The organism is Kribbella sp. CA-245084, assembly GCF_050942355.1.
Lineage (GTDB): Bacteria > Actinomycetota > Actinomycetes > Propionibacteriales > Kribbellaceae > Kribbella.
Genome location: NZ_CP192053.1, coordinates 7,867,714 through 7,893,686 on the forward strand (window position 1 = coordinate 7,867,714; position 25,973 = coordinate 7,893,686).

25 protein-coding genes are annotated in these 25,973 nt (G+C 69.0%); 10 read left to right on the top strand and 15 right to left on the bottom strand.

Features of this window, described 5'->3' with window-relative positions:
• Positions 1-4 precede the first annotated feature (4 nt).
• From ACQPYH_RS37590 to ACQPYH_RS37605, 4 genes are all read left to right on the top strand, one after another.
• The gene (locus tag ACQPYH_RS37590; RefSeq protein WP_432881541.1) at positions 5-979 is read left to right on the top strand and encodes an ABC transporter substrate-binding protein; all 975 of its coding nucleotides are present in this window, start codon (positions 5-7) and stop codon (positions 977-979) included.
• Positions 980-1,008: 29 nt separating this feature from the next.
• Positions 1,009-3,060, top strand: coding sequence for an iron ABC transporter permease (locus ACQPYH_RS37595; protein WP_432881544.1), 2,052 nt, complete (start codon positions 1,009-1,011; stop codon positions 3,058-3,060).
• 21 nt (positions 3,061-3,081) lie between these two features.
• Entirely contained in the window at positions 3,082-3,672 is a 591-nt protein-coding gene (locus tag ACQPYH_RS37600) for an HhH-GPD-type base excision DNA repair protein (RefSeq protein WP_432881546.1), read from the top strand.
• 166 nt (positions 3,673-3,838) lie between these two features.
• The gene (locus tag ACQPYH_RS37605) at positions 3,839-4,429 is read left to right on the top strand and encodes a TIGR03086 family metal-binding protein (protein ID WP_432881549.1); all 591 of its coding nucleotides are present in this window, start codon (positions 3,839-3,841) and stop codon (positions 4,427-4,429) included.
• On the opposite strand, the gene ACQPYH_RS37610 is transcribed toward ACQPYH_RS37605, so the two are convergent.
• From ACQPYH_RS37610 to ACQPYH_RS37620, 3 genes are all read right to left on the bottom strand, one after another.
• Entirely contained in the window at positions 4,379-5,611 is a 1,233-nt protein-coding gene (locus ACQPYH_RS37610; RefSeq protein ID WP_432881552.1) for an FAD-dependent monooxygenase, read from the bottom strand. The genes ACQPYH_RS37605 and ACQPYH_RS37610 overlap by 51 nt on opposite strands.
• A gap of 168 nt (positions 5,612-5,779) precedes the next feature.
• Positions 5,780-7,801: an FAD-dependent oxidoreductase gene (locus ACQPYH_RS37615; RefSeq protein ID WP_432881554.1), complete on the bottom strand. Its 2,022-nt coding sequence runs from the start codon at positions 7,799-7,801 to the stop codon at positions 5,780-5,782.
• Entirely contained in the window at positions 7,798-8,340 is a 543-nt protein-coding gene (locus ACQPYH_RS37620; protein WP_432881557.1) for a PadR family transcriptional regulator, read from the bottom strand. Before ACQPYH_RS37620 ends, ACQPYH_RS37615 begins: the two co-directional genes overlap by 4 nt.
• Positions 8,341-8,467: 127 nt before the next feature.
• Here ACQPYH_RS37620 and ACQPYH_RS37625 point away from each other — a divergent pair, with 127 nt between their 5' ends.
• Both ACQPYH_RS37625 and ACQPYH_RS37630 read left to right on the top strand, forming a co-directional pair.
• Complete coding sequence (locus ACQPYH_RS37625) at positions 8,468-8,944, top strand: cation:proton antiporter regulatory subunit (protein ID WP_432881560.1); 477 nt, start codon at positions 8,468-8,470, stop codon at positions 8,942-8,944.
• A 1-nt stretch (position 8,945) separates the two neighbouring features.
• Positions 8,946-10,163, top strand: coding sequence for a cation:proton antiporter (locus tag ACQPYH_RS37630; RefSeq protein WP_432881563.1), 1,218 nt, complete (start codon positions 8,946-8,948; stop codon positions 10,161-10,163).
• 16 nt (positions 10,164-10,179) lie between these two features.
• Here ACQPYH_RS37630 and ACQPYH_RS37635 read toward each other — a convergent pair whose 3' ends face one another.
• Genes ACQPYH_RS37635 through ACQPYH_RS37645 form a run of 3 tightly spaced genes read right to left on the bottom strand, consistent with a single transcriptional unit; the run spans position 10,180 to position 12,718 of the window.
• The gene (locus tag ACQPYH_RS37635; protein WP_432881566.1) at positions 10,180-10,686 is read right to left on the bottom strand and encodes a methylated-DNA--[protein]-cysteine S-methyltransferase; all 507 of its coding nucleotides are present in this window, start codon (positions 10,684-10,686) and stop codon (positions 10,180-10,182) included.
• Positions 10,668-11,222 (bottom strand): GNAT family N-acetyltransferase, encoded by a 555-nt coding sequence (locus tag ACQPYH_RS37640; protein ID WP_432881569.1) that lies wholly within the window; start codon positions 11,220-11,222, stop codon positions 10,668-10,670. The genes ACQPYH_RS37635 and ACQPYH_RS37640 overlap by 19 nt, the downstream gene beginning before the upstream one ends.
• A 2-nt stretch (positions 11,223-11,224) precedes the next feature.
• A complete protein-coding gene (locus ACQPYH_RS37645; RefSeq protein ID WP_432881572.1) occupies positions 11,225-12,718 on the bottom strand; it encodes an AlkA N-terminal domain-containing protein in 1,494 nt (497 codons plus the stop codon).
• A gap of 118 nt (positions 12,719-12,836) precedes the next feature.
• Between ACQPYH_RS37645 and ACQPYH_RS37650 the strand changes: the two genes are divergently transcribed.
• From ACQPYH_RS37650 to ACQPYH_RS37665, 4 genes are all read left to right on the top strand, one after another.
• Entirely contained in the window at positions 12,837-13,577 is a 741-nt protein-coding gene (locus ACQPYH_RS37650) for an SDR family NAD(P)-dependent oxidoreductase (protein ID WP_432881574.1), read from the top strand.
• A 172-nt stretch (positions 13,578-13,749) separates the two neighbouring features.
• Positions 13,750-14,535 carry an LLM class flavin-dependent oxidoreductase gene (locus ACQPYH_RS37655; protein WP_432881577.1) on the top strand — a complete coding sequence of 262 codons (786 nt, stop codon included), beginning with the start codon at positions 13,750-13,752 and terminating at the stop codon, positions 14,533-14,535.
• Between the two features lie 74 nt (positions 14,536-14,609).
• Positions 14,610-15,614 carry a LacI family DNA-binding transcriptional regulator gene (locus ACQPYH_RS37660; protein WP_432881579.1) on the top strand — a complete coding sequence of 335 codons (1,005 nt, stop codon included), beginning with the start codon at positions 14,610-14,612 and terminating at the stop codon, positions 15,612-15,614.
• Between the two features lie 49 nt (positions 15,615-15,663).
• Complete coding sequence (locus tag ACQPYH_RS37665; RefSeq protein WP_432881581.1) at positions 15,664-18,450, top strand: glycogen debranching protein; 2,787 nt, start codon at positions 15,664-15,666, stop codon at positions 18,448-18,450.
• 390 nt (positions 18,451-18,840) lie between these two features.
• Here ACQPYH_RS37665 and ACQPYH_RS37670 read toward each other — a convergent pair whose 3' ends face one another.
• From ACQPYH_RS37670 to ACQPYH_RS37710, 9 genes are all read right to left on the bottom strand, one after another.
• Positions 18,841-19,605, bottom strand: a complete 765-nt coding sequence (locus ACQPYH_RS37670; RefSeq protein ID WP_432881584.1) for a hypothetical protein — start codon at positions 19,603-19,605, stop codon at positions 18,841-18,843.
• Positions 19,602-20,495 (bottom strand): ATP-binding cassette domain-containing protein, encoded by an 894-nt coding sequence (locus ACQPYH_RS37675; protein WP_432881586.1) that lies wholly within the window; start codon positions 20,493-20,495, stop codon positions 19,602-19,604. The genes ACQPYH_RS37670 and ACQPYH_RS37675 overlap by 4 nt, the downstream gene beginning before the upstream one ends.
• Positions 20,495-20,854 carry a GntR family transcriptional regulator gene (locus ACQPYH_RS37680; RefSeq protein ID WP_432881589.1) on the bottom strand — a complete coding sequence of 120 codons (360 nt, stop codon included), beginning with the start codon at positions 20,852-20,854 and terminating at the stop codon, positions 20,495-20,497. The genes ACQPYH_RS37675 and ACQPYH_RS37680 overlap by 1 nt, the downstream gene beginning before the upstream one ends.
• A gap of 59 nt (positions 20,855-20,913) precedes the next feature.
• Entirely contained in the window at positions 20,914-21,816 is a 903-nt protein-coding gene (locus tag ACQPYH_RS37685) for a GOLPH3/VPS74 family protein (protein ID WP_432881591.1), read from the bottom strand.
• Positions 21,809-22,018, bottom strand: coding sequence for a hypothetical protein (locus ACQPYH_RS37690; protein WP_396408692.1), 210 nt, complete (start codon positions 22,016-22,018; stop codon positions 21,809-21,811). The genes ACQPYH_RS37685 and ACQPYH_RS37690 overlap by 8 nt, the downstream gene beginning before the upstream one ends.
• 13 nt (positions 22,019-22,031) lie before the next feature.
• Positions 22,032-22,937 carry an SPFH domain-containing protein gene (locus ACQPYH_RS37695; protein WP_432881602.1) on the bottom strand — a complete coding sequence of 302 codons (906 nt, stop codon included), beginning with the start codon at positions 22,935-22,937 and terminating at the stop codon, positions 22,032-22,034.
• A gap of 75 nt (positions 22,938-23,012) precedes the next feature.
• On the bottom strand, positions 23,013-23,711 hold the full coding sequence (locus tag ACQPYH_RS37700) for an aminotransferase class IV (protein ID WP_432881605.1): 699 nt from the start codon (positions 23,709-23,711) through the stop codon (positions 23,013-23,015).
• A gap of 12 nt (positions 23,712-23,723) precedes the next feature.
• Positions 23,724-25,094, bottom strand: coding sequence for an aminodeoxychorismate synthase component I (gene pabB, locus ACQPYH_RS37705; RefSeq protein WP_432881607.1), 1,371 nt, complete (start codon positions 25,092-25,094; stop codon positions 23,724-23,726).
• A gap of 43 nt (positions 25,095-25,137) precedes the next feature.
• Positions 25,138-25,917: a class I SAM-dependent methyltransferase gene (locus ACQPYH_RS37710; protein WP_432881609.1), complete on the bottom strand. Its 780-nt coding sequence runs from the start codon at positions 25,915-25,917 to the stop codon at positions 25,138-25,140.
• Between the last annotated feature and the right edge of the window lie 56 nt (positions 25,918-25,973).

Here is a 25,973-nt window from a genome sequence, read left to right on the forward strand (position 1 = left end):
CCTGATGAGACGAACCGCCATCGCTCTGGTCGCTGCTGCCCTGCTGGGTCTGACTGCCTGCGGAACCAGCGAACCGACCGCCTCCAACGACGCCAGTGATGCGGCCGCGCAGCCGGTCTCGCTGACCGACGCGCGGAACAAGAAGGTCGACCTGAAGGCTCCCGCGAAGAAGATCGTGGCGCTGGAGTGGAACGCCGCCGAGAACCTGGTCACGCTCGGCGTGATGCCGGTCGGCGTCGCGGACACCAAGGGATACACGAACTGGGTCACCGCGGCGAAGCTCGACCCGTCGGTGAAGGATGTCGGTACTCGCGGCGAGGCCAGCGTCGACGCGATCGTTGCCCTCAACCCCGATCTGGTGATCACGACGACCGACGAGGCCGCGAACACGATCACCCAGCTCGAGAAGGCCGCGCCGGTGCTGGTCATCCGCGGTGCGGACGCGAAGAACGCGATCCCGCAGATGAAGACGAACCTGGACCTGATCGGCCAGGCGGTCGGCAAGGCGGACCAGGCCAAGCAGCTGAACGCCGACTTCGACAAGGCGGTTGCCGACGGCAAGCAGAAGATCGCCGACGCGGGCAAGGCCGGTACCGGGTTCACGATGTCGGACGGGTGGAAGCAGGGCAGCACGATCTCGATCCGGATGTACACGACCGGCTCGCTGCTCGGTGCCGTCGCGACCGAGCTGGGTCTGAAGAACGGGTGGACCGGTGCCGGTGACAAGGACTACGGGCTCGCGCAGACCGACCTCGAAGGTCTGACCAAGCTGCCCGACGGCAACTTCCTCTACATCGCGAACAAGAACGACGGCGGTGACGTGTTCGGCGGCGACCTGGCCGGTAACGCGATCTGGAAGAACCTGCCGTTCGTGAAGACCGACAAGGTTCACCGTCTGCCCGACGGCATCTGGATGTTCGGCGGCCCGAAGTCGACCGAGCAGTTCATCGACGCCGCCGTACAGGCAGTCACCTCTTGACCCAGCAGGAGACCGTTCAGCCTGTTCCCTTGGCTGTTCCGGTTCGCCGGTTGCAGGTCACCGGAGTGTTCGTGCTTGCGGTGGTTGCGATCGTGGTGCTCGCCGGTGTGCATCTGACGCAAGGCACGTCTTCGGTGGGGGCCGGGGATCTGGTGCGGCTGGCGTTCGGGCAGGGGACCGACAACGCTGCGAACGTGCTGGTTGCGTCGCGGTTGCCTCGGCTGCTCGCGGGCGTGCTGGTCGGTATCGCCCTGGGGGTTGCGGGAGCGGGGTTGCAGTCGTTGGCTCGCAACCCGCTCGCTTCGCCCGACACGTTGGGGGTCAACGCAGGGGCGTATCTGGCGGTCGTGATCGTGGCCGCGTTCGGGGTGTCGTTGCCGGCGCTGCCCGCGGGTGGAGTCGCGTTCGTCGGCGGACTGGCAGCTGCGGGGTTGGTGCTGGTCCTGTCGGCGGGCGGCTCCACCGGGCCGACCCGGCTGATCCTGGCCGGGTCGGCGGTCGCGATGGCGCTCGCCGGCGTGACCACGCTGCTCCTGCTGCTGTATCGCGAGGAGACGGTCGGTACATTCGCGTGGGGCGCCGGCACGCTGGTCCAGACCGACCTGCGCGCAGTCACCCAGATGGCACCGATCGTTGCCCTTGGCATCCTGGCCGCGTTCCTGCTCGCCGCGAAGCTCGACATCCTTGCCCTCGGCGACGACACCGCCTCCGTCCTCGGCGTGAACGTACGCCGGATCCGCGTCCTCACCACGCTCGTCACCGTCATGCTCTCCGCGGCGGCCGTCACCGTCGCGGGACCGGTCGGTTTCGTCGGCCTGGTCGCACCGGTTCTCGTCCGCCTCCTCGCGCCGCTCGTCCCCGGCCTGCTCCGGCACCACGTACTGCTCCCGCTCTCCGGTCTCGCCGGCGTCCTCGTCGTACTCGCGTCGGATGTCGTACTGCGGGCCGCGTTCGGCGGGCAGGCCGGGGTAGAGATCCCGACCGGGATCATGACGATGGTGGTCGGCGCGATCGTCCTCATCTGGCTGGCCCGCCGGCACCGCGACTCCGGCCCGAGCCGCTCCCCCGGCGGTACGAGCTCCGGGCTGCGCAGTCGTCGTACGTTCTGGATCGTGACCGCGGCGCTCGTCGTACTGCTGGTCGCGGCCGGCGTCGGGGCGATGCTGACCGGCGACGCGCTCCTGCGTACCGGCGACCTCGCGAACTGGATCAACGGCGCCTCGGGCCGCGCGATCACCTTCGTGCTGGACCAGCGCTTCCCACGAGTCGTGTCGGCGCTGCTCTGCGGGGCCGCGCTGGCCATCGCCGGTACGACGGTGCAGGCGGTGTGCCGCAACCCGCTGGCCGAACCGGGCATCCTCGGCATCACCGGCGGCGCCGGGGTCGGTGCGATCGCCACGCTCATCCTGTTGCCATCAGCAAGCATTTGGTTGCTGTCCGGTGTCGCGGCGATCGCTGCGGTGGTGACGTTCGGGTTGGTGTATCTGATCTCGTGGCGGGGCGGGCTGAGCTCGGACCGGCTAGTGCTGATCGGGGTCGGCGTCTCGTCGGTGGCGACGGCGATCATCACGCTGCTGATCGTTGCAACGGATCCGTGGAATCTGAGTTTGGCGATGACGTGGTTGTCCGGGAGTACGTACGGGCGGACGCTGCCGCAGGTGCTGCCGGTGGCGATCGCCCTGATAGTCCTGACTCCAGTTGTTGCGCATGCCCGCCGGGAGTTGGATCTGCTGGCCCTTGACGATGATGTACCGCGGATCCTCGGCGTGCGGCTGGAGCGGACCCGGCTGCTGATGCTGTTGGCGGCTGCTCTGCTGACTGCGGCGGCTGTCTCCGCGATCGGTGTGGTCGGGTTCGTCGGGCTGGTTGCGCCGCACGCCGCACGCGCTTTGGTCGGCGGGCGGCACGCGCGGATCCTCCCGGTCGCGGCGCTGCTCGGCGCGATCCTCGTCAGCGTCGCGGACAGCCTGGGCCGGACCGTCCTCGCCCCCGCCCAGATCCCGGCCGGCCTCCTGACGGCCCTGATCGGAGCGCCGTACTTCGTCTACCTGCTCTGGCGAACACGGGTTCCCTCCCGCTGACTTCGTGTCAAGATGGGCGGCATGTTGCGCGAACTGCACCTCACCGGCAATCCGGACGCCGACAAGCTGCTCAACGACGACCCGTTCGCCTTGCTGGTCGGGATGCTCCTGGACCAGCAGTACCCGATGGAGCACGCCTTCTCCGGGCCGTGGAAGATCGCGAACCGGATGGACGGGTTCGACCTGCACAAGATCGCCGCGTCCGACCTGGAGACGTTCGTCGAGCTCTGCGTCACCCCGCCGGCCATCCACCGGTACGGCGGGTCGATGGCGCGCCGGGTGCACGCGCTGGCGCAGCACATCATCGACACCTACGACGGCGAGACCGAAAACATCTGGCTGAGCGGCCGGCCGAAGCCGGACGGCGCCGAGGTACTGAAGCGGCTGAAGGCGCTGCCGGGGTTCGGTGAGCAGAAGGCGAAGATCTTCCTCGCGATGCTCGGCAAGCAGCGCGGCGTACAGCCGAAGGGCTGGCGTGAGGCCGCCGGCCACTACGGCGACCGCGGCTCGCACCGCTCGATCGCCGACGTCACCGACGCCGCCTCGCTGACCGAGGTCCGCAACTTCAAGAAAGCCGCAAAGGCCGCCGCCAAGGAAGTCGCCGGCGCCTAGGTCCTGGCTGGATCACCAGACAGGACCTCGTCCCGCGACACCCGGGCCCGACCTGTTGCAGGTCGGGCCGTTTGCGTGCGGGTTGTCCCTTGTGAACCACGCGGTTTCCTGCAGGAGACGACCTGGCGTCTTATGCTCGGCTGGGGCAGTCACGGGAGGAGAGCGGATGGACATCCGGGATCTGGATCGTCGTGCCGGCGCAGTGCTCGGGGAAGTCGTGATGCAGGTGCGGACCGAGCAACTCTGGTTTCCCACCCCGTGCCCCGACTGGACCGTCCGCGGTCTGCTCCGTCATCTGGTCAGCCAGAACGAGGGTCTGGCCGCCGCTGCCCTGAACGGCACCGCCTCCATCCACACCTGGAACGGCGGCCGCCTCGCCGACAACCCGGCCGGCGCGTACCGCCGCTCGAACGTGCGGGTCGCTGACGCGTTCGCCGACGGCGGCGCGCTGGACCGGCTGGTGGAGGTGCGCGAGTTCGGCTCGTTTCCGCGCCGGATCGCACTGACCTTCCACCAACTCGATTGCGTCGTGCACGCCTGGGACCTGGCCCGCGCGATCGACGTCCCTTACAACCCGCCGCCGGACATGGTCGAGATGGCGCTCACCCTGGCCCGCCGGATCCCCGACACCGACGGAAACCGCGGCCCCGGCTACGCGTTCGACCGGACCGTGAAGGTCTCCGGCACAGCCCCCGACCTCGACCAGCTACTGGGCCTGCTCGGTCGCAACCCGGAGTGGGTTTCCCCGCTCGACTGAGTACTCCGGCAGATCGATGGCGTCCGGCTTCGCAATCGTCATCTTCGTCAGCGCGCCGGACATCAGCTTCGAGGTCATCATCCGGAGTACGAAATCGCGGTAGCGGATGCCGAACGACGACATCGGCATCGCCATCTTGATCCCGCCCGGCGGGAGCTCCATCCGCTGGTCGACGTATGCCTGCATCCGGGCCTGGTACGCCGGGAACGCGCGGGCGTGATCGCCGTCGACCGCGGCCAGCTCCCCCGCCAGCACGTAAGCCCCGACGAGCGAGAGCGCCGTACCGTGGCCGGCCATCGGTGAACCGCAGTACCCGGCGTCGCCGGCGAGCGTGATCCGGCCACGCGACCACTCCGGTACGACGACGCGGCTCGTGCTGTCCAGATAGAAGTCGTCGGCCCGGTCGAGCTGCTCCAAGATCTCCGCCGTGTGCCAGCCGAGTCCGACGTACTGATCCCGCACCAACCGCTTCTGCGCCGCGAGGTCGCGCCGGTCGTAGCTGATGACCGGCGACCGGAAGCTCAACAACGCCTTCGCGTACTGCGGATCGTGATCCGGCCGCAGTCCGACCCAGCGCCCGCGCGGCGCGGTGTACACCTTGAACCAGTGGTCCAACGGCTCCGGCGACTCGACGCTGAAGTACGACGTGTAACCGCCGAGGTGCTGCACGAACTCCGACTCCGCGCCGAACGCCAGCCGCCGCACCCGCGAGTGCACCCCGTCCGCACCGACCACCAGATCGAATCGCCGCCGGGTCGCGCTCGCGAATGTCACATCCACCCCGGCCGCATCCTGCTGCAGCTCGGCGATCGAGTCGCCGTACACGTACTCCACCCCGGCGGTCGCCTCGGTCAGGATCGCGGCGAGATCACCGCGCAGGATCTCGATCTCCGCGACCGGACCGGCGCCGTCCAGCAGTTCCGCGTGCATCACCGCGGACCGCGTGCCGTCGGCCCGCACATACTCGAGCCCGCGCTCGTGCATCTTCCGCTCGGTGACGGCCGGCATCACGCCCATCCGCTCGGCCACCGTCCGGGACACGCCCCGCAGATCGACGGTCTGCCCACCCGGCCGCGGTCCCGGCGCGATCTCGACAACCGTCGGCGCGAACCCGAACCGCCGCAACCAGAACGCCAACGCCGGCCCGGCAATGCCACCACCGGAGATCAGAACAGTCTTCATCACTCACCCCTTCGACTAGTGCGCGTACGCCGTAAACGGTGCACTAGGCACAGGGGTGACCGCCAGCGCGCACTAGTGCGCTAACGACAGGAGGTAGTCAGCGCGGGCGGCGGCGCGCGCGCTCAACCCGGAGGGCCGAGGTGGCCGAAACGGCACTACCTCCTGTCGTTAGAGGGTGAGCGCAAGCCGAGTCGCCTGGTCGATGGCTCGTTTGGCATCCAACTCGGCCGCGACGTCGGCGCCGCCGATCAGATGGACCGGGCGGCCCGTCGCCTGCAGTGCCTCCGCGAGGTCGCGGACCGGTTCCTGGCCGGCACAGACGACGACCGTATCGACGGCGAGGACCTTCGACTTCTCGTGCTTCGGGCCGAAGGTGAGGTGCAGACCTTCGTCGTCGATGCGCTCGTAGTTGACGCCGCGCAACTGCTCGACCTGCTTGTTCTTCAACGCTGCCCGATGCACCCAGCCCGTGGTCTTGCCGAGGTCGGCGCCGATCTTCCCGGACTTGCGCTGCAGCAGGTACACCTTCCGCGGCGACGGTTCCGGATGCGGTACGCCGAGCGCACCCGCGAGCTTGGTCGGATCACCGACGCCCCACTCCGCCTTCCAGGCCTCGAGATCCAACGCGGGCGACTCCGGCGTGGTCAGGAACTCGCTGACATCAACACCGATGCCACCGGCCCCGATCACCGCAACCCTTTCGCCGACAGGCTTGCCCTCGCGGACGACTTCGGCGTACGACAAGACCGTCGGATGATCGATCCCGGGGATCGCCGGAACCCGCGGTACGACGCCCGTCGCGAGCACGATCTCGTCGAAGCCGGCCAGATCCTCGACCGTCGCGCGGCGGCCGAGGTGCAGCTTCACGCCGCTCAGGTCGAGCCGCCGCCGGTAGTACCGGATCGTCTCGGCGAACTCCTCCTTGCCCGGGATCCGCCGCGCGATCCCGAACTGCCCGCCGATCTCCGCATCCGCCTCGAACAGCTCGACCCGATGCCCGCGCTCGGCTGCCGTCACCGCCGCTGCCAACCCGGCCGGCCCCGCACCGACGACCGCGATGCTCTTGGTACGACGCGTCGGCAGCAGCTGCAGCTCGGTCTCACGGGCCGCAAATGGATTGACCATGCAGCTCGCCTTCTTCTTCGCGAACACATGATCCAGACAGGCCTGGTTGCAGGCGATGCAGACGTTGATCTCGTCGGCCCGGTCAGTCGTTGCCTTCAGCACCCAGTCCGGATCGGCCAGGAACGGGCGGGCCATGCTGACCAGATCGGCATCGCCGCGCGCCAGCACCTCTTCCGCGACCTGCGGCAGGTTGATCCGGTTCGAGGTGACGACCGGGATACTCACGTGCGGCTTGAAGGCCGCAGTCACCGAGGTGAAGGCCGCGCGCGGGACCGAGGTGACGATGGTCGGTACGCGCGCCTCGTGCCAGCCGATGCCAGTGTTGATGATCGACGCACCGGCAGCCTCGATCTCCTTGCCCAGCGCAATCACATCGTCCCAGGTCTGACCGCCCTCGACCAGATCGGCCATCGACAGCCGGTAGATGATCAGGAAGTCGTCGCCGACCCGCTCCCGGGTCTGCCGGACGATCTCGACCGCGAGCCGGCGGCGGTTCTCCGGGCTCCCACCCCAGCGATCGGTCCGCTTGTTCGTGCGCTCGGAGAGGAACTGGTTGATGAAGTACCCCTCGGAGCCCATGATCTCGACGCCGTCGTACCCGGCCTCGCGGGCGAGCGCCGCGCAATCGACGTACGCCTTGAGCTGCTTGAGCACTCCGCGGTCGGTGAGAGCGCGGGGTTTGAACGGGTTGATCGGGGCCTTGAGGGCGGACGCGGAGACGCTGAACGGGTGGTACGAATACCGGCCGGCGTGCAGGATCTGCAGGGCGATACGGCCGCCGGCCTCGTGGACCGCATCCGTCAGCAGCCGGTGCTTCCTAGCCTGCCGACGGGTGGTCAACGTTGACCCGAAGGGCGTCAGCCAGCCGGTGCGGTTCGGCGCGTAGCCGCCCGTCACCATCAGGCCGACCCCGCCACGGGCGCGCTCGGCGAAGTACGCCGCGAGCTTGGGCAGATCGCTCAGCCGATCCTCGAGACCGGTGTGCATCGAGCCCATGATCACCCGGTTCGGCAGCACCACATGACCGAGGTCCAGGGGCTCCAGCAAATGTGGGTACGCCGTCATCGGTTGTCCTTCCGGAGGGCTTCGATCACTTCGTCGCACCAGGCGGTGAACGACTCCTCGGCGCGGATGCCGCCGCGCAGTACGAGGTACTGGTGCAGGTCGCGGCCGCGCAAGGTCGACGGCTTCGGGAAGTCGCGCTTCTGGATGCTGCGGTACACCTCGAGCCGCGTCGCGTGCTCGGCCCGGTGCCGCTCGATCTCCTTGAAGACGACATCCAGTGAGCCGAGGGATGCACCGCGGAGCTTCACGCCGAGCCCGTCCCGCAGTACTGCGGGATCCTCCGGCTCGGCGAGCCAACGGGTGAGCTCGGCCCGCCCGGCGGCCGCGACCCGGTAGACCTTCTTGTCCGGCCGGCCATCCTGCGCGATCTCGGTGTGCTTCACCCAGCCGGCGTCGTCCATCCGGCGCAGCACCCGGTAAATCTGCTGGTGCGTGGCCGGCCAGAAGTAGCCGATCGACCGGTCGAACCGCCGGGCCAGCTCGTAGCCGGACCCGGCGCGCTCGGTCAACGAGACCAGGATCGCGTGCTCCAGCGCCATGACCGGAGCCTACCTATGCAACTCGTTGCACTGCACCTGATTGCAATCCGGATCACATCCAGGACCCGGAACGGGTGCTCAGGGTTTGAGAGAATGGTTGCAGACGCCATCTATTGATCGGAGCCTCATGAATCACCCGACCAAGACGACGTTGCCAGGGATCGGCACGCGGCACGACCTGGTCACCGAAGGCGGTAAACACGTCTCGGTGGTGGTGCACAACGACGGCCGGCGGTTCCTCGGCTTCCACGACCCGGAGGACGACGACACCTGCCAGGCCACGGTCCCGCTCGGTCACGACGAGGCTGCCGCGCTGGCCCAACTGCTGATCCCCGAGCGGATCGACCCGGTCCCCGGCGAGCTCGAGATCGACCTCGTCACCGAGCACATCCCGATCACGGCCAAGTCGCCGTACTCCGGCCGCACGCTCGGCGACACCCAGGCCCGCAGCCGCACCGGCGCGTCGATCGTCGCCGTACTGCGGCGCACCGGCGCGACGCCCTCGCCGACGCCGGACTTCCGGTTCGCGACCGGCGACACCCTGGTCGTGGTCGGCACGCGCGAGGGCGTGGACGCCGTGGCCGACCTGATCGCGGGTGGGTGAGATGCACGAGAACATCACCGCCCTGCTGATCGAGCTGGGCGCGGTCATCCTTGCCCTGGGCATCCTCGGCCGGATCGCGGGCCGACTCGGGTTCTCCCCGATCCCCCTGTATCTGTTGGCCGGGCTCGCGTTCGGCCACGGCGGATTGTTGCCGTTGGCAGCGAGTGAGGAGTTCGTTGCCACCGGCGCCGAGATCGGCGTCATCCTGCTGCTGTTGCTGCTCGGGCTCGAGTACACCGCGTCCGATCTGGTCGGCACGCTGAAGACGCAGTACGTGTCGGGCGCGGTGGACTTCTTGTTGAACGCGTTGCCGGGTGCTGCCGTGGCGCTGCTGCTCGGTTGGGGTCCGGTGGCGGCGGTTGCGTTGGCCGGTGTCACGTGGATCTCGTCGTCGGGCGTGATCGCCAAGGTCGTCGGGGACCTGGGCCGATTGGGTAACCGCGAGACCCCCGTCGTACTCGGGATCCTGGTGCTCGAGGACCTGTCGATGGCGGTCTACTTGCCGATCCTCACCGCTCTGCTGGCCGGCGTCGGGCTGGCCGGTGGGAGCATGACGCTGCTGATCTCGCTGGGCACGGTGAGCGTGGTGCTGTTCATCGCGCTCCGGTACGGGCGGGTGATCAGCCGGGCGGTGTCCTCCGACAACCCCGAGATGCTGCTGCTCGTCGTACTCGGTCTGACGTTGCTGGTCGCGGGGATTGCGCAGCACCTGCAGGTGTCGGCGGCGGTCGGTGCGTTCCTGGTCGGGATCGCGTTGTCCGGCGAGGTCGCGCACGGTGCGCGGAACCTGCTCGCTCCGCTGCGCGATCTGTTCGCCGCGGTCTTCTTCGTGTTCTTCGGGTTGAGCACCGATCCGGCGAAGATCCCGCCGGTGCTGGCGATCGCGTTCGGCCTCGCCGTACTCACGGCACTCACCAAGATCGCCACCGGCTGGTACGCCGCACGCCGGGCCGGCATCTCGACGGCAGGACGCTGGCGTGCAGGTGGGACGCTGGTGGCCCGTGGTGAGTTCTCGATCGTCATCGCCGGCCTGGCGGTCGGGGTCGAGCCGAAGCTGGGGCCGCTCGCCACGGCGTACGTGCTGATCCTGGTCATCCTCGGCCCGATCGCCGCCCGCTACACCGAGCCGATCGCGCGCCGGCTGTTGAAGTCCAGGTCCGGACCGCCCCCACTGACCAAGGCTGCCGCCGAAGAGCGTGACCGCCTGCCGCAGGCGTGAGCTTGCCCGCGGTCGGTCAGTTGATCAGTGTCTGAAGTCCGCGCTCGTGATCGAGCAGGGCGCGCTTCCGCTCGATGCCGCCGCCGTAGCCGGTGAGGCTGCCGGTCGAGCCGACCAGGCGGTGGCACGGGACGATGATGCTGATCGGGTTCTTCCCGTTCGCGAGGCCGACCGCGCGGGCCGATTGCGGCTTCAGCCCGAGCGCGGAGGCGAGACCGCCGTACGTGGTGGTCTCGCCGTACGGGATGTCCTGCAGGGCGGTCCAGATCTGGCGCTGGAAGTCCGTGCCGACCAGGTGCAGCGGTACGTCGAACTTCGTGCGGCCGTGGTGGAAATACTCGTCCAGCTGCTCGGCAACCGCCGGCAGGGTCGCGTCGTCCCGGTCGCCGAAGCCGGCTTCGTCGGGGCGGTAGCGCTGCTGGTCCATGTACAGGCCGGTCAGCTCGCCCGCATCGGTCCCCACGAGAGTGAGAGGACCGAGCGGGCTGTCGATGACGGCGTACGTCACTGAGTGGATTCCCATTGCGCGCGGCTGATCCGGTAGAGCACGTGCCGCTGCAGGCGGTGGCCCTCCTCGATGCGCGGGTGGTCGAAGTCGCCGGCCTCGTCGTGCACCATCCCGATCCGCTGCATCACCCGCTGCGACGGCAGATTCGGGGTCGCGGTGAACGAGGCGATCTCGTCCAGTCCGGCCGGCCCGAACCCGTACGCCAGCGCGGCCCTGGCCGCCTCGGTCGCATAACCGTTGCCCCAGGCACCTTTCGCCATCCGCCAGCCGATCTCGACCCCGGGCAGGAACGGCGCCTCGAAGGTCGGCACGTTCAGCCCGGTGAAGCCGATGAACTCGCCGGTGTCCTTCACCTCCATCGCCCACAGCCCCCAACCGCGGCCGTCGAGCTCCGGGATGTTCCGATCGATGAGGGCGTCGCTCTGCTCACGCGTCTGCAGCGCCGGGAAGTGCTCCATCACCGCCGGGTCGGCGTTCAACGCGGCGAAAGGCTCCCGATCGGAGTCACGCCACTGACGAAGCAACAGACGGTCGGTGGTCAGGTCGGTCATTCTCACTCCGGAATCTTGTTGATCGCATGGTCACCGGTGGCCCACAGGTACTGGACGGCGTACGCACGCCAAGGCCGCCACGCGCGGGCGTGGTCGGTCAGGAGTTTGGGGGCCTCGGGCAAGCCTAGGTCACGGGCGGCGTAGCGGATACCTAAATCACTGGCCACAAAGGCATCCGGGTCACCGAGCGCGCGCATCGCGATCGACTCGACCGTCCACGGGCCGATCCCTGGCAGCGCCGCGAGTTGCTCCCGCGCGCGATCCCAGTCCGCACCGGCGCCGAGATCGATCTCCCCGTCGGCCAGGGTCCGGATCAGCGTCGTCAACGTCGTACGCCGGGATTTCGGAAAGGCCAGTGTCTCCGGATCGAGCCCGGCCAGCGCCTGCATCGTCGGGAACAGATGCGTCAGCCCGCCGGTCGCATCCTCGATCGGCTCACCGTGCTGCAGCACCAGGCGATGAGCGTGCGTCCGTGCGGCCGCGGTCGACACCTGCTGACCGAGCACCGCGCGTACGGCGAACTCCTCGCCGTCGACCGTGTGCGGAACCCGGCGCCCCGGCGCCTTCACGATCAGCGGCGCGAGGACCGGGTCCTCGCTGAGCAGGTCGTCGACCGCGATCGGATCCGCATCCAGGTCGAGCATCCGCCGGCAGCGACTGATCGCGATCGCGAGATCGCGCTGATCGGTGAGCGAGAGCTGACAGGCGATGTGGTCGGGCATCGGCCGCAACGCGACCACCCCATGACCGTGCGGGAGTCGCAGCGTGCGGCGGTAGTGACCATCGCGCCACTCCTCCACGCCTGGCACGCCGGTCGCGATCAGATGGCCGAACAGGTTGTCCGGCGTCAACGGAGCGCGGAACGGGAGGCGCAGCGAGATCGTGCCCGGCGCGACAGTCGTCGTACCCCGTCGGGCGCGGCGGCGCAGCTCGGTCGGGGAGAGCGCGAAGACCTCCTGCACGGTCTCGTTGAACGTCCGCACACTCGAGAACCCGGCGGCGAACGCGACGTCAGCCATCTGCAGGTTGCTCGTCTCGATCAGCAGGCGCGCGGTCTGGGCACGCTGCGCCCGGGCGAGCGCGAGCGGCCCTGCGCCGAGCTCAGCCAGCAGCTGCCGCTGCACCTGCCGCACGCTGTACCCGAGCTGACCAGCCAGCCCCGGCACGCCGTCGCGGTCGACGACGCCGTCCGCGATCAGGCGCATCGCGCGGGCCACCAGGTCGGCCCGGTCGTTCCACTCCGGGGAGCCCGGGCTGGCGTCCGGACGGCACCGCTTGCAGGCGCGGAATCCGGCCTGCTGCGCCGCGGCCGCGCTCGGGTAGAACCGCATGTTCTCGACCTTCGGCGGCACCACCGGACAGCTCGGCCGGCAATAGATCTTCGTGGTCAGGACGGCCGTGAAGAACCACCCGTCGAACCGCGCGTCCTTCGACTGGACGGCCCGGACACATCGCTCCCTGCACTCGTACACGTCCTCCAGCATCCCTGCCGCCACCGACAGTCGCTAGCGGTTTTACGACATGGAGGTGGACCGGGTCGCGGTTTTGCGACGCGACGATCCGGTGTCGGATTCTCGCCAGCTTCACCGTGACGGCTCGCGTGGACTGGATGGCATGAACGAACTGCTTGGCAAGAAGGCAATGGTGACAGGTGGCAGCCGCGGGATCGGCGCGGCCACCGCGATCGCGCTGGCGGAGAAGGGCGCCGACGTCGTGATCACCTACAACGCGTCCGCGGATGCGGCGGCAACTGTGGTGAAGGAGATCGAGAGCCTCGGGCGGCGTGCCGTTGCCCTCGCGGTCGACGCAGCGGATGCGATCGCGGTCGGCGACGGCGTACGACGGGCTGCGGAATCCCTTGGTGGGTTGGACATTCTGGTGAACAACGCCGGCGTGGGAGCGATCGCGCCGATCGGGGATCTCACGCTCGCCGATGTCGATCGCGTGCTCGCGGTCAACGTGCGCGGGGTGTACGCCGCGACGCAAGCCGCCGTACCACTGCTGTCCGACGGTGGACGTCTCATCCACCTCGGCAGCTGCGCCGCCGGCCGGGTCACGACTCCGGGGATGACGCTGTACGCGATGAGCAAGTCCGCTGTCACCGGGCTCAGCAAGGCGCTGGCCCGCGAGCTCGGGCCGCGGCGCATCACCTCGAACGTCATCCAGCCCGGCCCGATCAACACCGACATGAATCCCGCCGACGGCCCTTTCGCCGCCGTCCAGCGCGCCAACCTGGCAATCGACCGCTTCGGCGACTCCACCGAGATCGCCGCCGCTGTCGCCTACCTGGCCGGCCCTGACGCCGCCTACGTCACCGGCACCGAACTCACCATCGACGGCGGCCACACCGCCTGACCCCGCCAAACGCGGACCTCCACCACTGACCAAGCGCCAGCGACCCGGCCCGGCCCGGCCGGGATAGGCGGCGCCGGGCCGGCCCGGCGCCGCATTCGGGGACTTGGTCAGTGCTGGACGTCCGGCTGGCGGCGGGCCGAGGAGTGAACTGTTGTCGGTGGGGGTGGCTAGCGTGAGCGGTGTGAAGTTCTCGGTGACGGTTGGGGCGGTGGGGACCGGGCGGGATCCGCGGGGGATGGCGGAGCTTGCGCGGGTCGTGGAGGACTGCGGGTGGGACGCGTTGTTCCTGGAGGACTACCTCGTCTACCAGGGCGACGCGTCCCAGCCGACGTGGGACCCGTGGATCTGCCTGGCGGCGATGGCGATGTCGACCGAGCGGATCCGGATCGGTACGACGGTGACGCCGCTCCCCCGGCGCCGACCGTGGAAGGTGGCGGCGGAGGCTGTTGCGTTGGACCGCCTTTCCGATGGCCGAATGGTGCTGGGGGTCGGGATCGGGGATCCGGGCGATCCGTTCATGGAGGGGAAGAGCCCGAAGGTCTTGGCGGAGATGCTCGACGAAGGGCTCGAGCTGATCGACCGGCTGTGGAGCGGGGAGCCAGTCAGCTTCACCGGGAAGCATTACCGCTTGGAGGACGTGCAGTTGACGGCTCGGCCGATGCAGAAGCCGAGGATCCCGATCTGGGTGGGCGGCAACATGTTGGTGCCTGCGGTGCGGCGGAGGATCCTTCGGTGGGACGGGTCTTGCGCTTATAAGGGGAGCACGGACGCGTCGCAGCAGATCACTCCTGATGACGTGCGTCGGCTGTTGGAGGACGGCGCGCGCGAGGTGAAGGTGAGTGGCGGTGAGCCGGCGGCGTTCGCTGAAGCGGGGGCCGCCTGGTGGGGGCGGTGGATCGCGCCGATGGGCGTCGAGGAGACGCTGGCGATCGTCCGGCAAGGACCGCCGCCGCTCTGAACCGTTGACAGTTTTGGACGGCCCGGGGCAGACTGCGGATGTTTTTAACGTTCAAAAGGTCCGTGGGAGGTCGCGTGGCTACGCTCAAGCAGGTCGCCGCGCACGCCGAGGTGTCGGTGCAGACCGTGTCGAACGCCCTCAACGCCCCGCACCGGCTCCGGGCGGACACGCTCGAACGCGTCAACAAATCGATCGAACTGCTCAACTACCGGCCCAATCGTAACGCCCGCAGTCTGCGCACCAGCGCGGTCGAGCTGATCGGGTACTGCGTCCCGAACTGGCCGAACCAGACTCATCTCGTGATGGACCAGTTCCTGCACGCACTCTGCGCCGCCGCCGAACGCACCGGCCGGCACATCCTGCTGTTCACCGCACCGCCTGGCGTCGACGGCATGCCGACGTACGACGATCTGCACGCTCGTCGGCTCGTCGACGGCTTCGTGCTCTCGCAGACCGAGACGCACGATCCGCGGCACGGCTGGTTGAAGGAGCAGGGCATCCCGTTCGTCAGCTTCGGCCGGGTGTGGAAGCAGACCACCCAGCCCGGTCCGTGGGTGGACGTCGACGGTGCGGCCGGTTCCGCGTTGGCGGTCCGGCACCTGTACGAGACCGGCCGCCGCCGGATCGCCTTCCTGGGCTGGCCGAAGACGTCCGGTCTGGCCGAGGACCGCGCGGGCGGTTGGCGTGACGAATGCAAGCGACTCGGCCTGCCGATCAGCGGCCTGTCCGTGCGCTGTCGCGGGGACAGCCTCGACGAAGGCGCCCGGGTCACCGCGGCTCTGCTCGACGCCGGCCGCGAGATCGACGGGATCGTTGCCCTGAGCGACGTTCTCGCGCTCGGCGCACTCCGCGAGCTCACCCGCCGCGGCCTCACCGCCGGCCACCAGGTCGGCGTCACCGGCTTCGACGACTCGCCGCTCGCGGACGTCGTCTCCCCCGGCCTGACCAGCCTCCGGCAACCGATGGACGAGATCGCCGGCGAACTGATCAAGATCCTCACCGGCGCGCCCGACGGCATGCCAACCGAACGCTTGCTGCAGCCAGAACTGGTGATCAGGGGCAGCTCAGCCCCTGGCTGATTCGCGGTGCCTGTCCCCCCGGGCGCCCGTGAGAAGGAGGAAACCGCCAATGACTCCCGATCCGACCAACCGAAGTAGACGACGCAGCTCCAGCCCGCCCACCCCGCGGTCCGGCTCGGCCGCCCGGCAATCCGGCCCACCCATCCGGCGGTCCGACTCGGCCGCCCGGCGGCCGGTGCGCCGCACCGTCGGGGTCGCCTTGCTCGCCGCCGCGACCGTCCTCGCCGGCACCGCGTCCGCCCTCGCGGGCCCATCCACCACCGGGTCAGCCAGTGGTTCTTCGGCAGCTTCTCGCGCCGGTGGCGCGACCGGCGCGGCCGCCACCGGCAGTTCTCCAACTGCCGGCGCAGCCGGCACTCCCGAGCTCTCGGAGACCACTCGGCTCGCCGACCGGCGTTCTCTTGTGGTCGGCGACCGTGCCTACGCGATGGGCGACGAGACGGGCCTCTACCCCGCCTCCGGCTGGCATATCCGCGGCGAGATGGGCGGCTTCTGGACCCAGCCGATCAAGCTGCTCGACGGCATCTGGTTCGGCCTCGACGGCAACTGGCTCGGCAAGGACGTCGCCGCCGCGAAGTACACCAGCGGCCAGGGCTACAGCCGGATCGACTACTCCGGCTCGGTCAACGTACGCCGTACCGACTTCGTCCCCGACGGGGTCCGCGCGACGCTGGTCGGCCTCACGCTCAGCTCGAGTACGGCGAAGACGGTCAAGCTCGACGTGGACGCGCACTCGGAACTGATGCAGTCCTACCCGTGGGACTGGACCGCCCCGGGCGCCGCCGACGCGAACCTGCCGGACACCGGCGACTACGTCAACGGTGCGCTCAGGTTCCGCGAGCAGGGCACACCGACGTACCCGAACGCGACCGCTCACGACTATGCCGCGTTCGTCGGATCGTCCCTGCGTCCGACGGACAATGAGCTCGGGGCGAACTTCCGCGGCCCGCAGGACCCCGCGGTGATCTGCCCGAAGGACGGTACGACGCCAGCCCGGTGCGACGACTCGCTCGTCGGCAAGGGCACCGGCGGCCGGCTCACGTACGACGTGAAGCTGTCGGCGGGTCAGCAGAAGACGATCTGGTTCGCAGTCGCCGGATCGGACCAGGGCAGCCAGGCCGCGCAGCGCGAGTACGGCAAGGCACTGAGCAACCCGGACAAGTTGCTGCGGGCAAAGACCTCCGCCCGGCAGCAGATCGACGCGCAGTCCGCAGTGGACCTTCCTGGTGACCGGCTGCTGCAGCAGAGCGTCGAGTGGAGCAAGCAGAACCTCGCCGACTCGGTGCAGGAAGCGCACAACCTGCAGATCCGGGACGTCAACGAGGGCAAGGACTACCCGGCACCGGTCGGGACCGTCCAGACCGCGCGCTGGTTCGGCGCCGGCTTCCCCGACTATCCGTGGCTGTTCGCGACCGATGGTGAGTACACCGCGTTCGCCGCAGTCGCAGCGGGACAGTTCGACACCGTCAAGGACCACCTCAAGGCACTGCGCGACGTCAGCGACCTCCTGAACAACCGCAGCGGCAAGGTCGCGCACGAGGTCACCCCGACCGGTTCCGTGTACTTCGGCTCGAACCAGAGCGCGGGCAACACCGACGAGACGGTGAAGTTCCCGAGCACGGTCGCGCTGCTGTGGCGGTGGACGGGTGACAACAAGTTCCGCGACGACATGTATGACTTCAGCGTGCGGAACTTGCAGTACGTGTACCGCGAGCTGGACAAGGACGGCGACGGCTGGCCGGAGGGCCTGGGCAACGTCGAGCGCACCGGGATGGGCGTGGAGAAGCTCGACAACACCGTCTACTTGATCCGCGGTCTGACCGACCTCGCCGACCTGGCCGCGTCGAAGCACGACACGACGGTGCAGCAGTGGGCCACCACCCGCGCGAACGACCTCGAGTCCCGCTTCGAGGCGCAATGGTGGGTGCCGCAGGCGAAGGGGTACGCCGACTCGATCGACGACCCGGCCAACCCGGCGAACGACAACACGCCGATCTTCCAGCGGCACTGGATCGGTGTCACGCCGATGGAGGCGATCCTGAACCGGTCGGGGCAGACGGCCTCGCCGCTCGCCTCGACGGCGCACGCGAACACCGCTCTCGATCAGCGCGAAACGGCCTGCTACACAGGCGAATTCGGCCTGTTCCACACCGGCACCGGCGCGACGTCGGACCCGGCCGGGAACCCCGGCGCAACGTGCGATCCGGTCGTGTCGCAGGTGAAGAGCGAGCGCAGCATCTTCGGTCTGAACACGTCGATCATGGCCGTTGCGGAAGGCAACTTCGGTCGGATGGGCGCGAAGCAGCAGCAGGCCTACACCACCGGCAACGCCCGGATCCAGCTCGACCCGTCGGTCTGGGAGACCCCCGGCGCGATGCCGGAGATCGCTCCGTCACCCGACTCCGCGGCGAACATCGGCCGGCCGTTCTACGACCGCTCGATGGCGCTGCAGGCGTGGGGCGCGTACGGCATCCTCTGGCCGGTGATCCACCAGCAGCTCGGCGTCGACCCCGACCTCGGGCACGGCAAGATCTCCGTGGTGCCGCAGATCCCGGCCGGACAGCCGAAGGTGGCCGGTAGCAACATCCGGGTCGGTCGCGGCTCGGTAGATGTGTCCGCACGCCTTACAGGTAAGGCGTTGTCGACCGACGTGACCGCGAAGGGTGTCGGCGCGGCGCTCACGGTCGGCGCTGTACTCCCGTCCGGGGCGAAGGTGAAGAGCGTGTCGGTCGACGGGCACGCAGCGCAGTACAAGCTCGTCACCACCGCCCGCGGGACCGAGGTGCAGGTGCCGGCGAACGGCTCTCACACCGAACTGAGAATCACACTCCGCTGAGAGCTCCGTACGCAAGAACCCCGAGGTCGTTCGCGACCTCGGGGTTCTTCATTTCTGCACCGACGAGTTCAAGAAGGCGGGCCCCTCCGAGTATGAGTCGGAGGGGCCCGCACCAGCTGAAGGAAGGTGACGTCTCCAGCTTCCCGATACGGGTCCGTGGAGGCCGGCAGACCCCGTCACCGGTCTACCTCGGTGGGGATCCCCACCGCGAGGGCCCTCGGTTTCCGATCGACCCACCGCTCCAGTCCGAAGCGGCGTGTCGACATTTCTACGCTCTTCAGCGGGGGTCGCACAAGCCTTTCCTGGCAACAGTTTTGGTCGTCCACAGTGATCGCGCACCCATCCACAGAAACTGTCCCGGTTATGCACACCCCCTGTGCATAACGTGTCTTAGCCCTTAGCGGGTTTGAGTGCCATCGGTTGCAGAATGCGATACCCGGCGTACACGCCGAGCGCACTGACCACGAGGACGGAAGGTACGGCGACGGCGAGTGGTGGCCGGTGATATCCGGCGTTGGTGAGGATGTCGGCGAGCCATTGCGCGACGAGCAGGAACTCGGCGGCCACCGCGGGGATCAACGCCAGCGGCAGCATCAGCAGACCGCGCCAGAAGCCGAGGCGGACGAACGTGATGCCGAGCAACCAGCCCGTCACCTCGTGGGACAGGATCAGCAGGAAGAACTCGGCGAACACCAGGCCGACCTGCGAGGTGCTGGTGAACAGGTGCGGGTTGGTCAGCTTGTCGGGCCAGCCCTGCCACGCGTAGAGCGCATGCTCCACCTGGTAAGCAATCACCCAAACGATCGATGTAGCCGCCGCGGCGCCGGTCAGATAGATGCCTGAGGCAACCGCATACATCCGCCGGGTGACGCCGTGCGCAACGAGCAGCACCAGGTACGCCGGGGTGAGCGTCACGCCGATCGCCAGCGAGAAGTACTTCGGCGACTGGGTTCCGTAGTCCCACATGCTGCTGGTGACGCCGCTGGTCGCGAGCTGGATAACGAGCCCGATGACCAGGAACGCAACGATCATCACGATCCAGTAGCCGACGAGCATCTGCCGCATACCGACGGCCATCGACAGCAACACCGTCTTCAGCCGGCGCCAGTCGGTTGCTTCCCGCGGAAGCGTCGCCGCCTCGACTGTGGTGGTCATGAGCGGGCTCCTGTCAGGTGGACGAAGAGGTCCTGCAGGCCGACCGGACCGATCTCCAGGCCGGCTGCGGTCGCCTGCGCGAGCAGCGCCGGGTCGAGGTCGCCGAGGACCGTGGTGGACTTGGTGCCGCCCAGCCGCTCCTCCGCGAGCACGGTGAAGCCGGCGGTGAACTTGTCCACGGCCGCGGCCGGTCCGACGATCGAGGCGCCGCGACCGCGCAGTGAGTCCACCGGGGACTGTGTGACGAGGCGGCCGTTGTCGAGGATCACGACCTCCTCGAGCATCGCGCTGACCTCGCTGACCAGGTGGGTCGACAGCACGAACGTGCGCGGTACTTCGGTGTAGTCGGCGAGCAGTGCGTCGTAGAACAGGTTCCGCGACGGGACGTCCATACCGAGGTAGCTCTCGTCGAAGATCGTCAGCGGAGCCCGGCTGGCCAGGCCGAGGACGACGCCGAGCGCGGACTTCTTACCGCGGGAGAGCTTCTGGATCTTCTTGTTCAGCGGTACTTCGAAGCGGTCGAGTAGGTCGCCGGCGAGGTCGGCGTCCCAGTACGGGCGGAGCGCCGCGGCGAGACCGATCGCTTGTTTGACCTGCACTGCCTCGGGGCGGTCGCCGGACTCGCGGATCAGGCACACGCGGCTGGTGACGACGGCGTTCTCGTACGGCTCCTGCGCCGTACCGAGGTCGCCGCCCTCGATCAGCACCCGGCCCTCGTCCGGCCGGCGGAACCCGGCCAGGACGGCGGCGAGCGTGCTCTTCCCGGACCCGTTCCGGCCGAGCAGCCCGTGGATCTTCCCGGGCGCCAGCCGCAGATCAAGCCGATCCAACGCCGGCACCCCGGCAAACCTCACCGAGAGGTTCTCGGTCCTCACAGTCAGGGCGGTCATCAAGCGTCTCCATACGAACGGATGTGCTGCTGGATGTCTTTGAGGGGGATGCCGATCGCTTTGGCTTCGCGGATCATCGGGTCGACGACGTCGGCGAAGAACGAATCGCGGCGGCCGGTGCGGAGCAGGTCGCGGGCGTTCGGGGAGACGAACATCCCGATGCCGCGTTTCTTGTACAGCACGCCCTCGTCGACCAGCTGCGCGAATCCCTTGGCCGCGGTGGCCGGGTTGATCCGGTAGAAGGCGGCGTACTGGTTGGTCGACATCACCTGCTCGTCCTCGGCCAGCGCACCGGTCACGATGTCGTTCTTGATCTGCTCCGCGATCTGCAGATAGATCGGACTCCGATCGTCGAACACAACCCACCCCCCCTTCACTGGTTAGTTACTGGAGTAACGAACCGTAGCACCTGCCGGGTTCACCCACCGGCCGAGGACTGCGCCTGCTGGAGCGCCTTCTTCAGAGCCGGTACGACGGGGCCGACGCGGACCGCGAGCTGCGCCAGGCGGTCCTTGTGGCGGATCCGCTGCTCCTTGGTGACGATCGTGCGCAGGTCCGCGGTGGACGCGAGTACGACGATCGATGCCTCGCGGAGGTCTACGCGGGAGACGAGCCGCGAGGCCCGCAGGGTGTCGTGCGCGGCCTGCAGGAGCTGCCGGCGCATCAGCGGGTGGCGGATGGTGATGCGGTCCGCCGGGATGATCCCGAGGATGCGATGCGGCTCGACCTTGATCAGCCGCGCCCGGTCGAGCTCGTCGCGCACCCGGCGTACCGTCGCCCCCGGCCGCCGCTCAACCCAATGCCGCCACCGCCGCGGCCCCACCGCCCGCATCTCCTCAAGCACCCCCGCAAGCACGGGGTCAGTCGGAGCCGGCACCGTCGTCACCCGAGCCCGCCCACCATCATCATCAACAAGATTCCCCGCCAACTGCAGATCTACCAACACCGCCGCCCGCAGCACCTTCCCAACCTTCCCCCGACCAACCAACCGCTGCCGCTCCGAATCACAACACAACAGAAAGAGCCTGCCCGCCAAGGAGTCCGGAACCTGTAGGTTGCCAAGGGCAACCACCTTCCGGGGCGGTCGCGCGGCTGCGCCGCCCCTCGAGCCGGCCCCGGCGCCAGCCGGCCCAGCCGGCCCCCGAGGCACTCGGGGCGCACCCGCCCCGCCCGCACTTACCGCACCGCGGGCGCCCCCTGCGCTTCCTGCACTGCGAGCACTCCCGGCACCGCCGGCACCCGCCGCGCTTCCCGCCCTGCGGGTGCTGCCTGCGGCGGGGCGCAGCCCCGCCTCACCAGCAATCGTGTTCCTTCTACTCATCGTCTTCCTCCTTGGGAGGGCGGCCGGGGCGGCGGAGTTTGCCTACGCCGCCGGGGAGGCGGCCGGCGTCGGCCAGGGCTCGGCGGAGCAGGTACTCGATCTGTGCGTTGGTGCTGCGCAGGTCGTCGGCCGCCCAGCGGGCCAGCGCGTCGTGCACCACGGGATCCAGCCGGAGCAGGATCTTCTTGCGTTCGACAGCCACGGCAGACGACCACTCACTGGTAGAGCGAGCCGGCATTGACCACCGGCTGGGCGTCGCGGTCGCCGCACAGCACCACCATCAGATTGCTGACCATCGTCGCCTTCCGCTCCTCGTCCAGGTCGACCACCTCATGCTCGGACAGTCGGTCCAGCGCCAGCTCGACCATGCCGACCGCACCTTCGACGATCCGCTGCCGGGCCGCCACGACCGCGCCGGCCTGCTGGCGCCGCAACATCGCCTGAGCGATCTCCGGCGCATACGCGAGGTGCGTGATCCGCGACTCGATCACATGTACGCCGGCTGCGTGCACCCGTGCACCGATCTCCGCCGACAACTTCTCGGTGATCTCGTCCGTGCTGTCCCGCAGCGACAGCACGCCGTCCTCGGTGTGGACGTCGTACGGATAGCTGTTCGCGATGTGCCGCACGGCGGTCTCGGTCTGGATCGCGACGAACTCGACGAAGTCGTCCACCTCGAACATCGCCTGCGCGCTGTCCTCGACCTGCCAGACCACCACCGCGGCGATCTCGATCGGGTTGCCGTCGGCATCGTTGACCTTGGCAACGGCCGTCTCGTGGTTGCGGATCCGGGTCGAGACCTCACGCCGCGAGGAGATCGGGTTCACCCAGCGAAGACCGTTGGTCCGCACGGTCCCGGAGTACCGCCCGAGGATCTGCAGCACCCGGGCCCGGCCCGGCGAGACCGCGGTCAGCCCGGCGGCGACGATCACGCCGACCACGAACACCGCGATCCCGCCCACCACCTGCGGACCCCGGTCGTGGGTGGCGCCAATGATGACACCGGACACCCCGGCGACCAGCAGCACGAAGGCCAGCAGCGCCATCGGCCAGCCGTTCAGATCCCGGCCGGCCCGCTCGGTCACCCTCGGCGCCGGCATCTCCACCGCGACATCCACCATCACACACGCTCCCTTGCTCGAATATCGCAAAGGTAGCAAAGTGATATCACATTTACAAGCGCCCTGAGTCAGGCCTCATGGCAGGCGGGCGGCGAGCGACTCCAGGTGGGATTGCCAGACGGCGGAATGGGAGTTGGGCAGCGGGTCGATCGCGGAGGCACCCCACGCATGGATCGGGCGGATACCGTGCAGAGCGTTCACCAGCCACGCCTCGGTCGCGTTCTGCAGATCCTGTGGCGTGACGGCCCGCTCAGAGGTCTCGACCCCCTGAGCAGCTGCGATCCGGCGCAGGAGCTGTGCGGTCACCGAAGCGAGCAGCGGCCGGTCGGACTGCGGGAAGCAGAGCGTGTCGTCCTCCCACCACGCGACCGCCGAGTACGCCGCCTCGAGCACCGTCCCGTCGGCGTCGAGCAGCAGGATCTCGTCCGCGCGATCAGGCGCCGACTCCCTCAGCTTGCCGAGCAACTCCAGGTCCGGACCTTTGACCCGCGGCGCGGTCCGCGGATCAGGACCCTCGTGTACGGCGACCCGCACCCGACCGCCGATCGGCGGCGCCGGCCGCAGCTGGACGGCGAGCTCACCCGACGCCTGCAGCTCGTACCGCGGGAACCACCGCCCGAACCCGGGCAGCCGCCCGGCCTGCTCGTCCCAGAACCGTTCCGCGGCGACCCCCGCCGCGGCGCACGACCGGACGAACCGTTCCCGGTGCAGCTCCAGTCCCCGGACCTTGCCATTGGCAACCAGGAACGAATCCGCCACCAGCAGACCACTCATCTCCCCCACCCTTCATCCGCGGAAAGATCCGTACCCGCGACCGGCCCGGCCGACGGCTGCCGTTGCTTTCAGCACCATTTCTTCGTACTCCGCGACCGCGTCGGAGTCCAGCACGATCGCACCCCCTGCCCCGATCACAGTCTCGTCCGGAGTCAGCACCGCCGTCCGGATCACCACGCTCAGATCCGCCCGCCCGTCCAAGGACAGGTAGCCGAGCGCACCGGAGTACACCCCGCGTGCGCTCCACTCGAGCTCGTCGATGATCTGCATCGTGCGGATCTTCGGCGCGCCCGTCATCGACCCCGGCGGGAAGCACGCCCGGACCGCGTCGACCGCGGTCAGCCCGTCCCGCAACCGGCCGCGGACCGTGGTCACCAACTGGTGCATGGTCCGGTAGCTCTCGACCTGCATCAGCTGCGGCACGGTCACCGTTCCCGGCACGCTCACCCGGCCGAGGTCGTTGCGGATCAGGTCGACGATCATCAGGTTCTCGGCCCGGGTCTTGTCGTCCTCGGCCAGCGCCTTCGCCGCGAGCTGGTCCTGCGCGGGGTCGAGATCACGCGGCGCGGTCCCCTTGATCGGCCGGCACTCGGCCCAGCCGTCGGCGTCCACGGTCAGGAACCGTTCCGGCGAGGAGCTCGCCACCGCGAGATCGCCGTACCGCAAGAAGGCGGCGTACGGCGCCGGGTTCGCGGAGCGTTGCCAGCGGAAGAACTCGAACGGGTCCTGCACGGCCGGCAGGCGGACACGGTTCGTCAGGTTGACCTCGTACGTCTGACCGGCCTCGAGCTCCTCCAGACAGCGCGCGATGCCGGCCAGGTACGTCGTCCGGTCCTGCTCGAGATGCGCCTCGAGATCGAGCGTGGCGATCGCCGGGGTGTCGAGGCTGCCCATCCACCAATCAGTGGCGGCCTGCTCGGCCCGGTCCAGCCAGTCCTCGCCGGCACCGGGCTCGTCGACCGCGACGAGGTAGGTCCGGTGGTGATCGTGGTCGATGACGATGAACCGGTTCGCCCAGATCCAGAGCGCGTCCGGCGTCGGCGACTCGTGCGCGGCTCGGCCGCCGGTGAGTGCCTTCAGCTCGTACCCGAAGTACCCGACGTAACCGCCGCAGAACAGCCCGGCCAGCTCCGGCGGCGGCTCGGCGGCCCGGGCAGCCAGCAGGTCATGAAGCTCGGTGAAGACGTCGCCGTCGGCAACATCCCTGGTGATGACCTCAGCCCCGAGTGAAGTGCCCAGGACGGAGACCCGCCGCGGGGCGCGGTCGGTCAGGCTGCCGTCGAGCCAGAACGCGACGGGTTCGGCGGCCAGCAGCTCGCGGTAGACCGTCTCGCCGTCGAGCGCTCGATCGAGCGTCCGGACAGACCAACGCAGCGCACTCACAAGCACACCGTACCGACCGTCGGCCCGGAGCGGACCCCAGCGCTCAGGAGATGGTCAGTGCGACCTTCGTGCGCATCGCTGTGATGCGGCGGATCGGGATCGCGACCTCGAGGCCGTCCTTCGATTCGGCGCGATCCGCGAGCCATGCGGCGGCGGTGTCGCGGCGGACGTCCGGCGTACCCGGGAGGTAGAGCGCATTGACGAGTCGCGTCGCGTCGTCGGGGCTGCGGATCGTGTACACGTACCGCTCGCGCTGGCTCTCCATCACGTGGAACCCGGCGTGATGAAGCTGGTCCTTCAGCTCGGTGATCTCGCCGCCGGCCGGGAACTGCGGCGTCGACCGCAGCCGCGTGGTCAGACCGCTCAGCGTGCGGATGTCCCCGCGCCGCAGCGGCCGTACGGCGGGCACGATCGCCGCCAGGACGCCGCCCCGCCGCAGTACCCTGGCCGCCTCCGCGAGTACGTCGGGAAGCGGCTGGAGGACCATCAGGCCCATCGAGCAGGTGACGACGTCGAAGACCTCGTTCGCGAACGGCAGGTGCAACGCGTCGGCCTGGATCCTCGGACCGGGCGCACCGGCCAGCTGGGCCGGGTTGTTGTCGACACCGACCACCCACCGCCCGTACAGCTCACGCGCGACCGGCCCGTTGCCGCAGGCGAGGTCGAGCACCCGCCGGGCCTCGCCCGACACGGCACGGACCAGCCAGCGGTACGGCGTGTGGTCGCCGGCCACTGCCCGTGACAACAGCGCTTCCGTGCTGCCGGGCGTGGCGGTGTGGAACTCCCGCAGGTACTGCGGCCAATCGATCGCGTTCTCAGACATTGCGGGATGACGCTACCCGCCGGCAACCCGACGTACCGCATCGGGTGCTCAGCGTT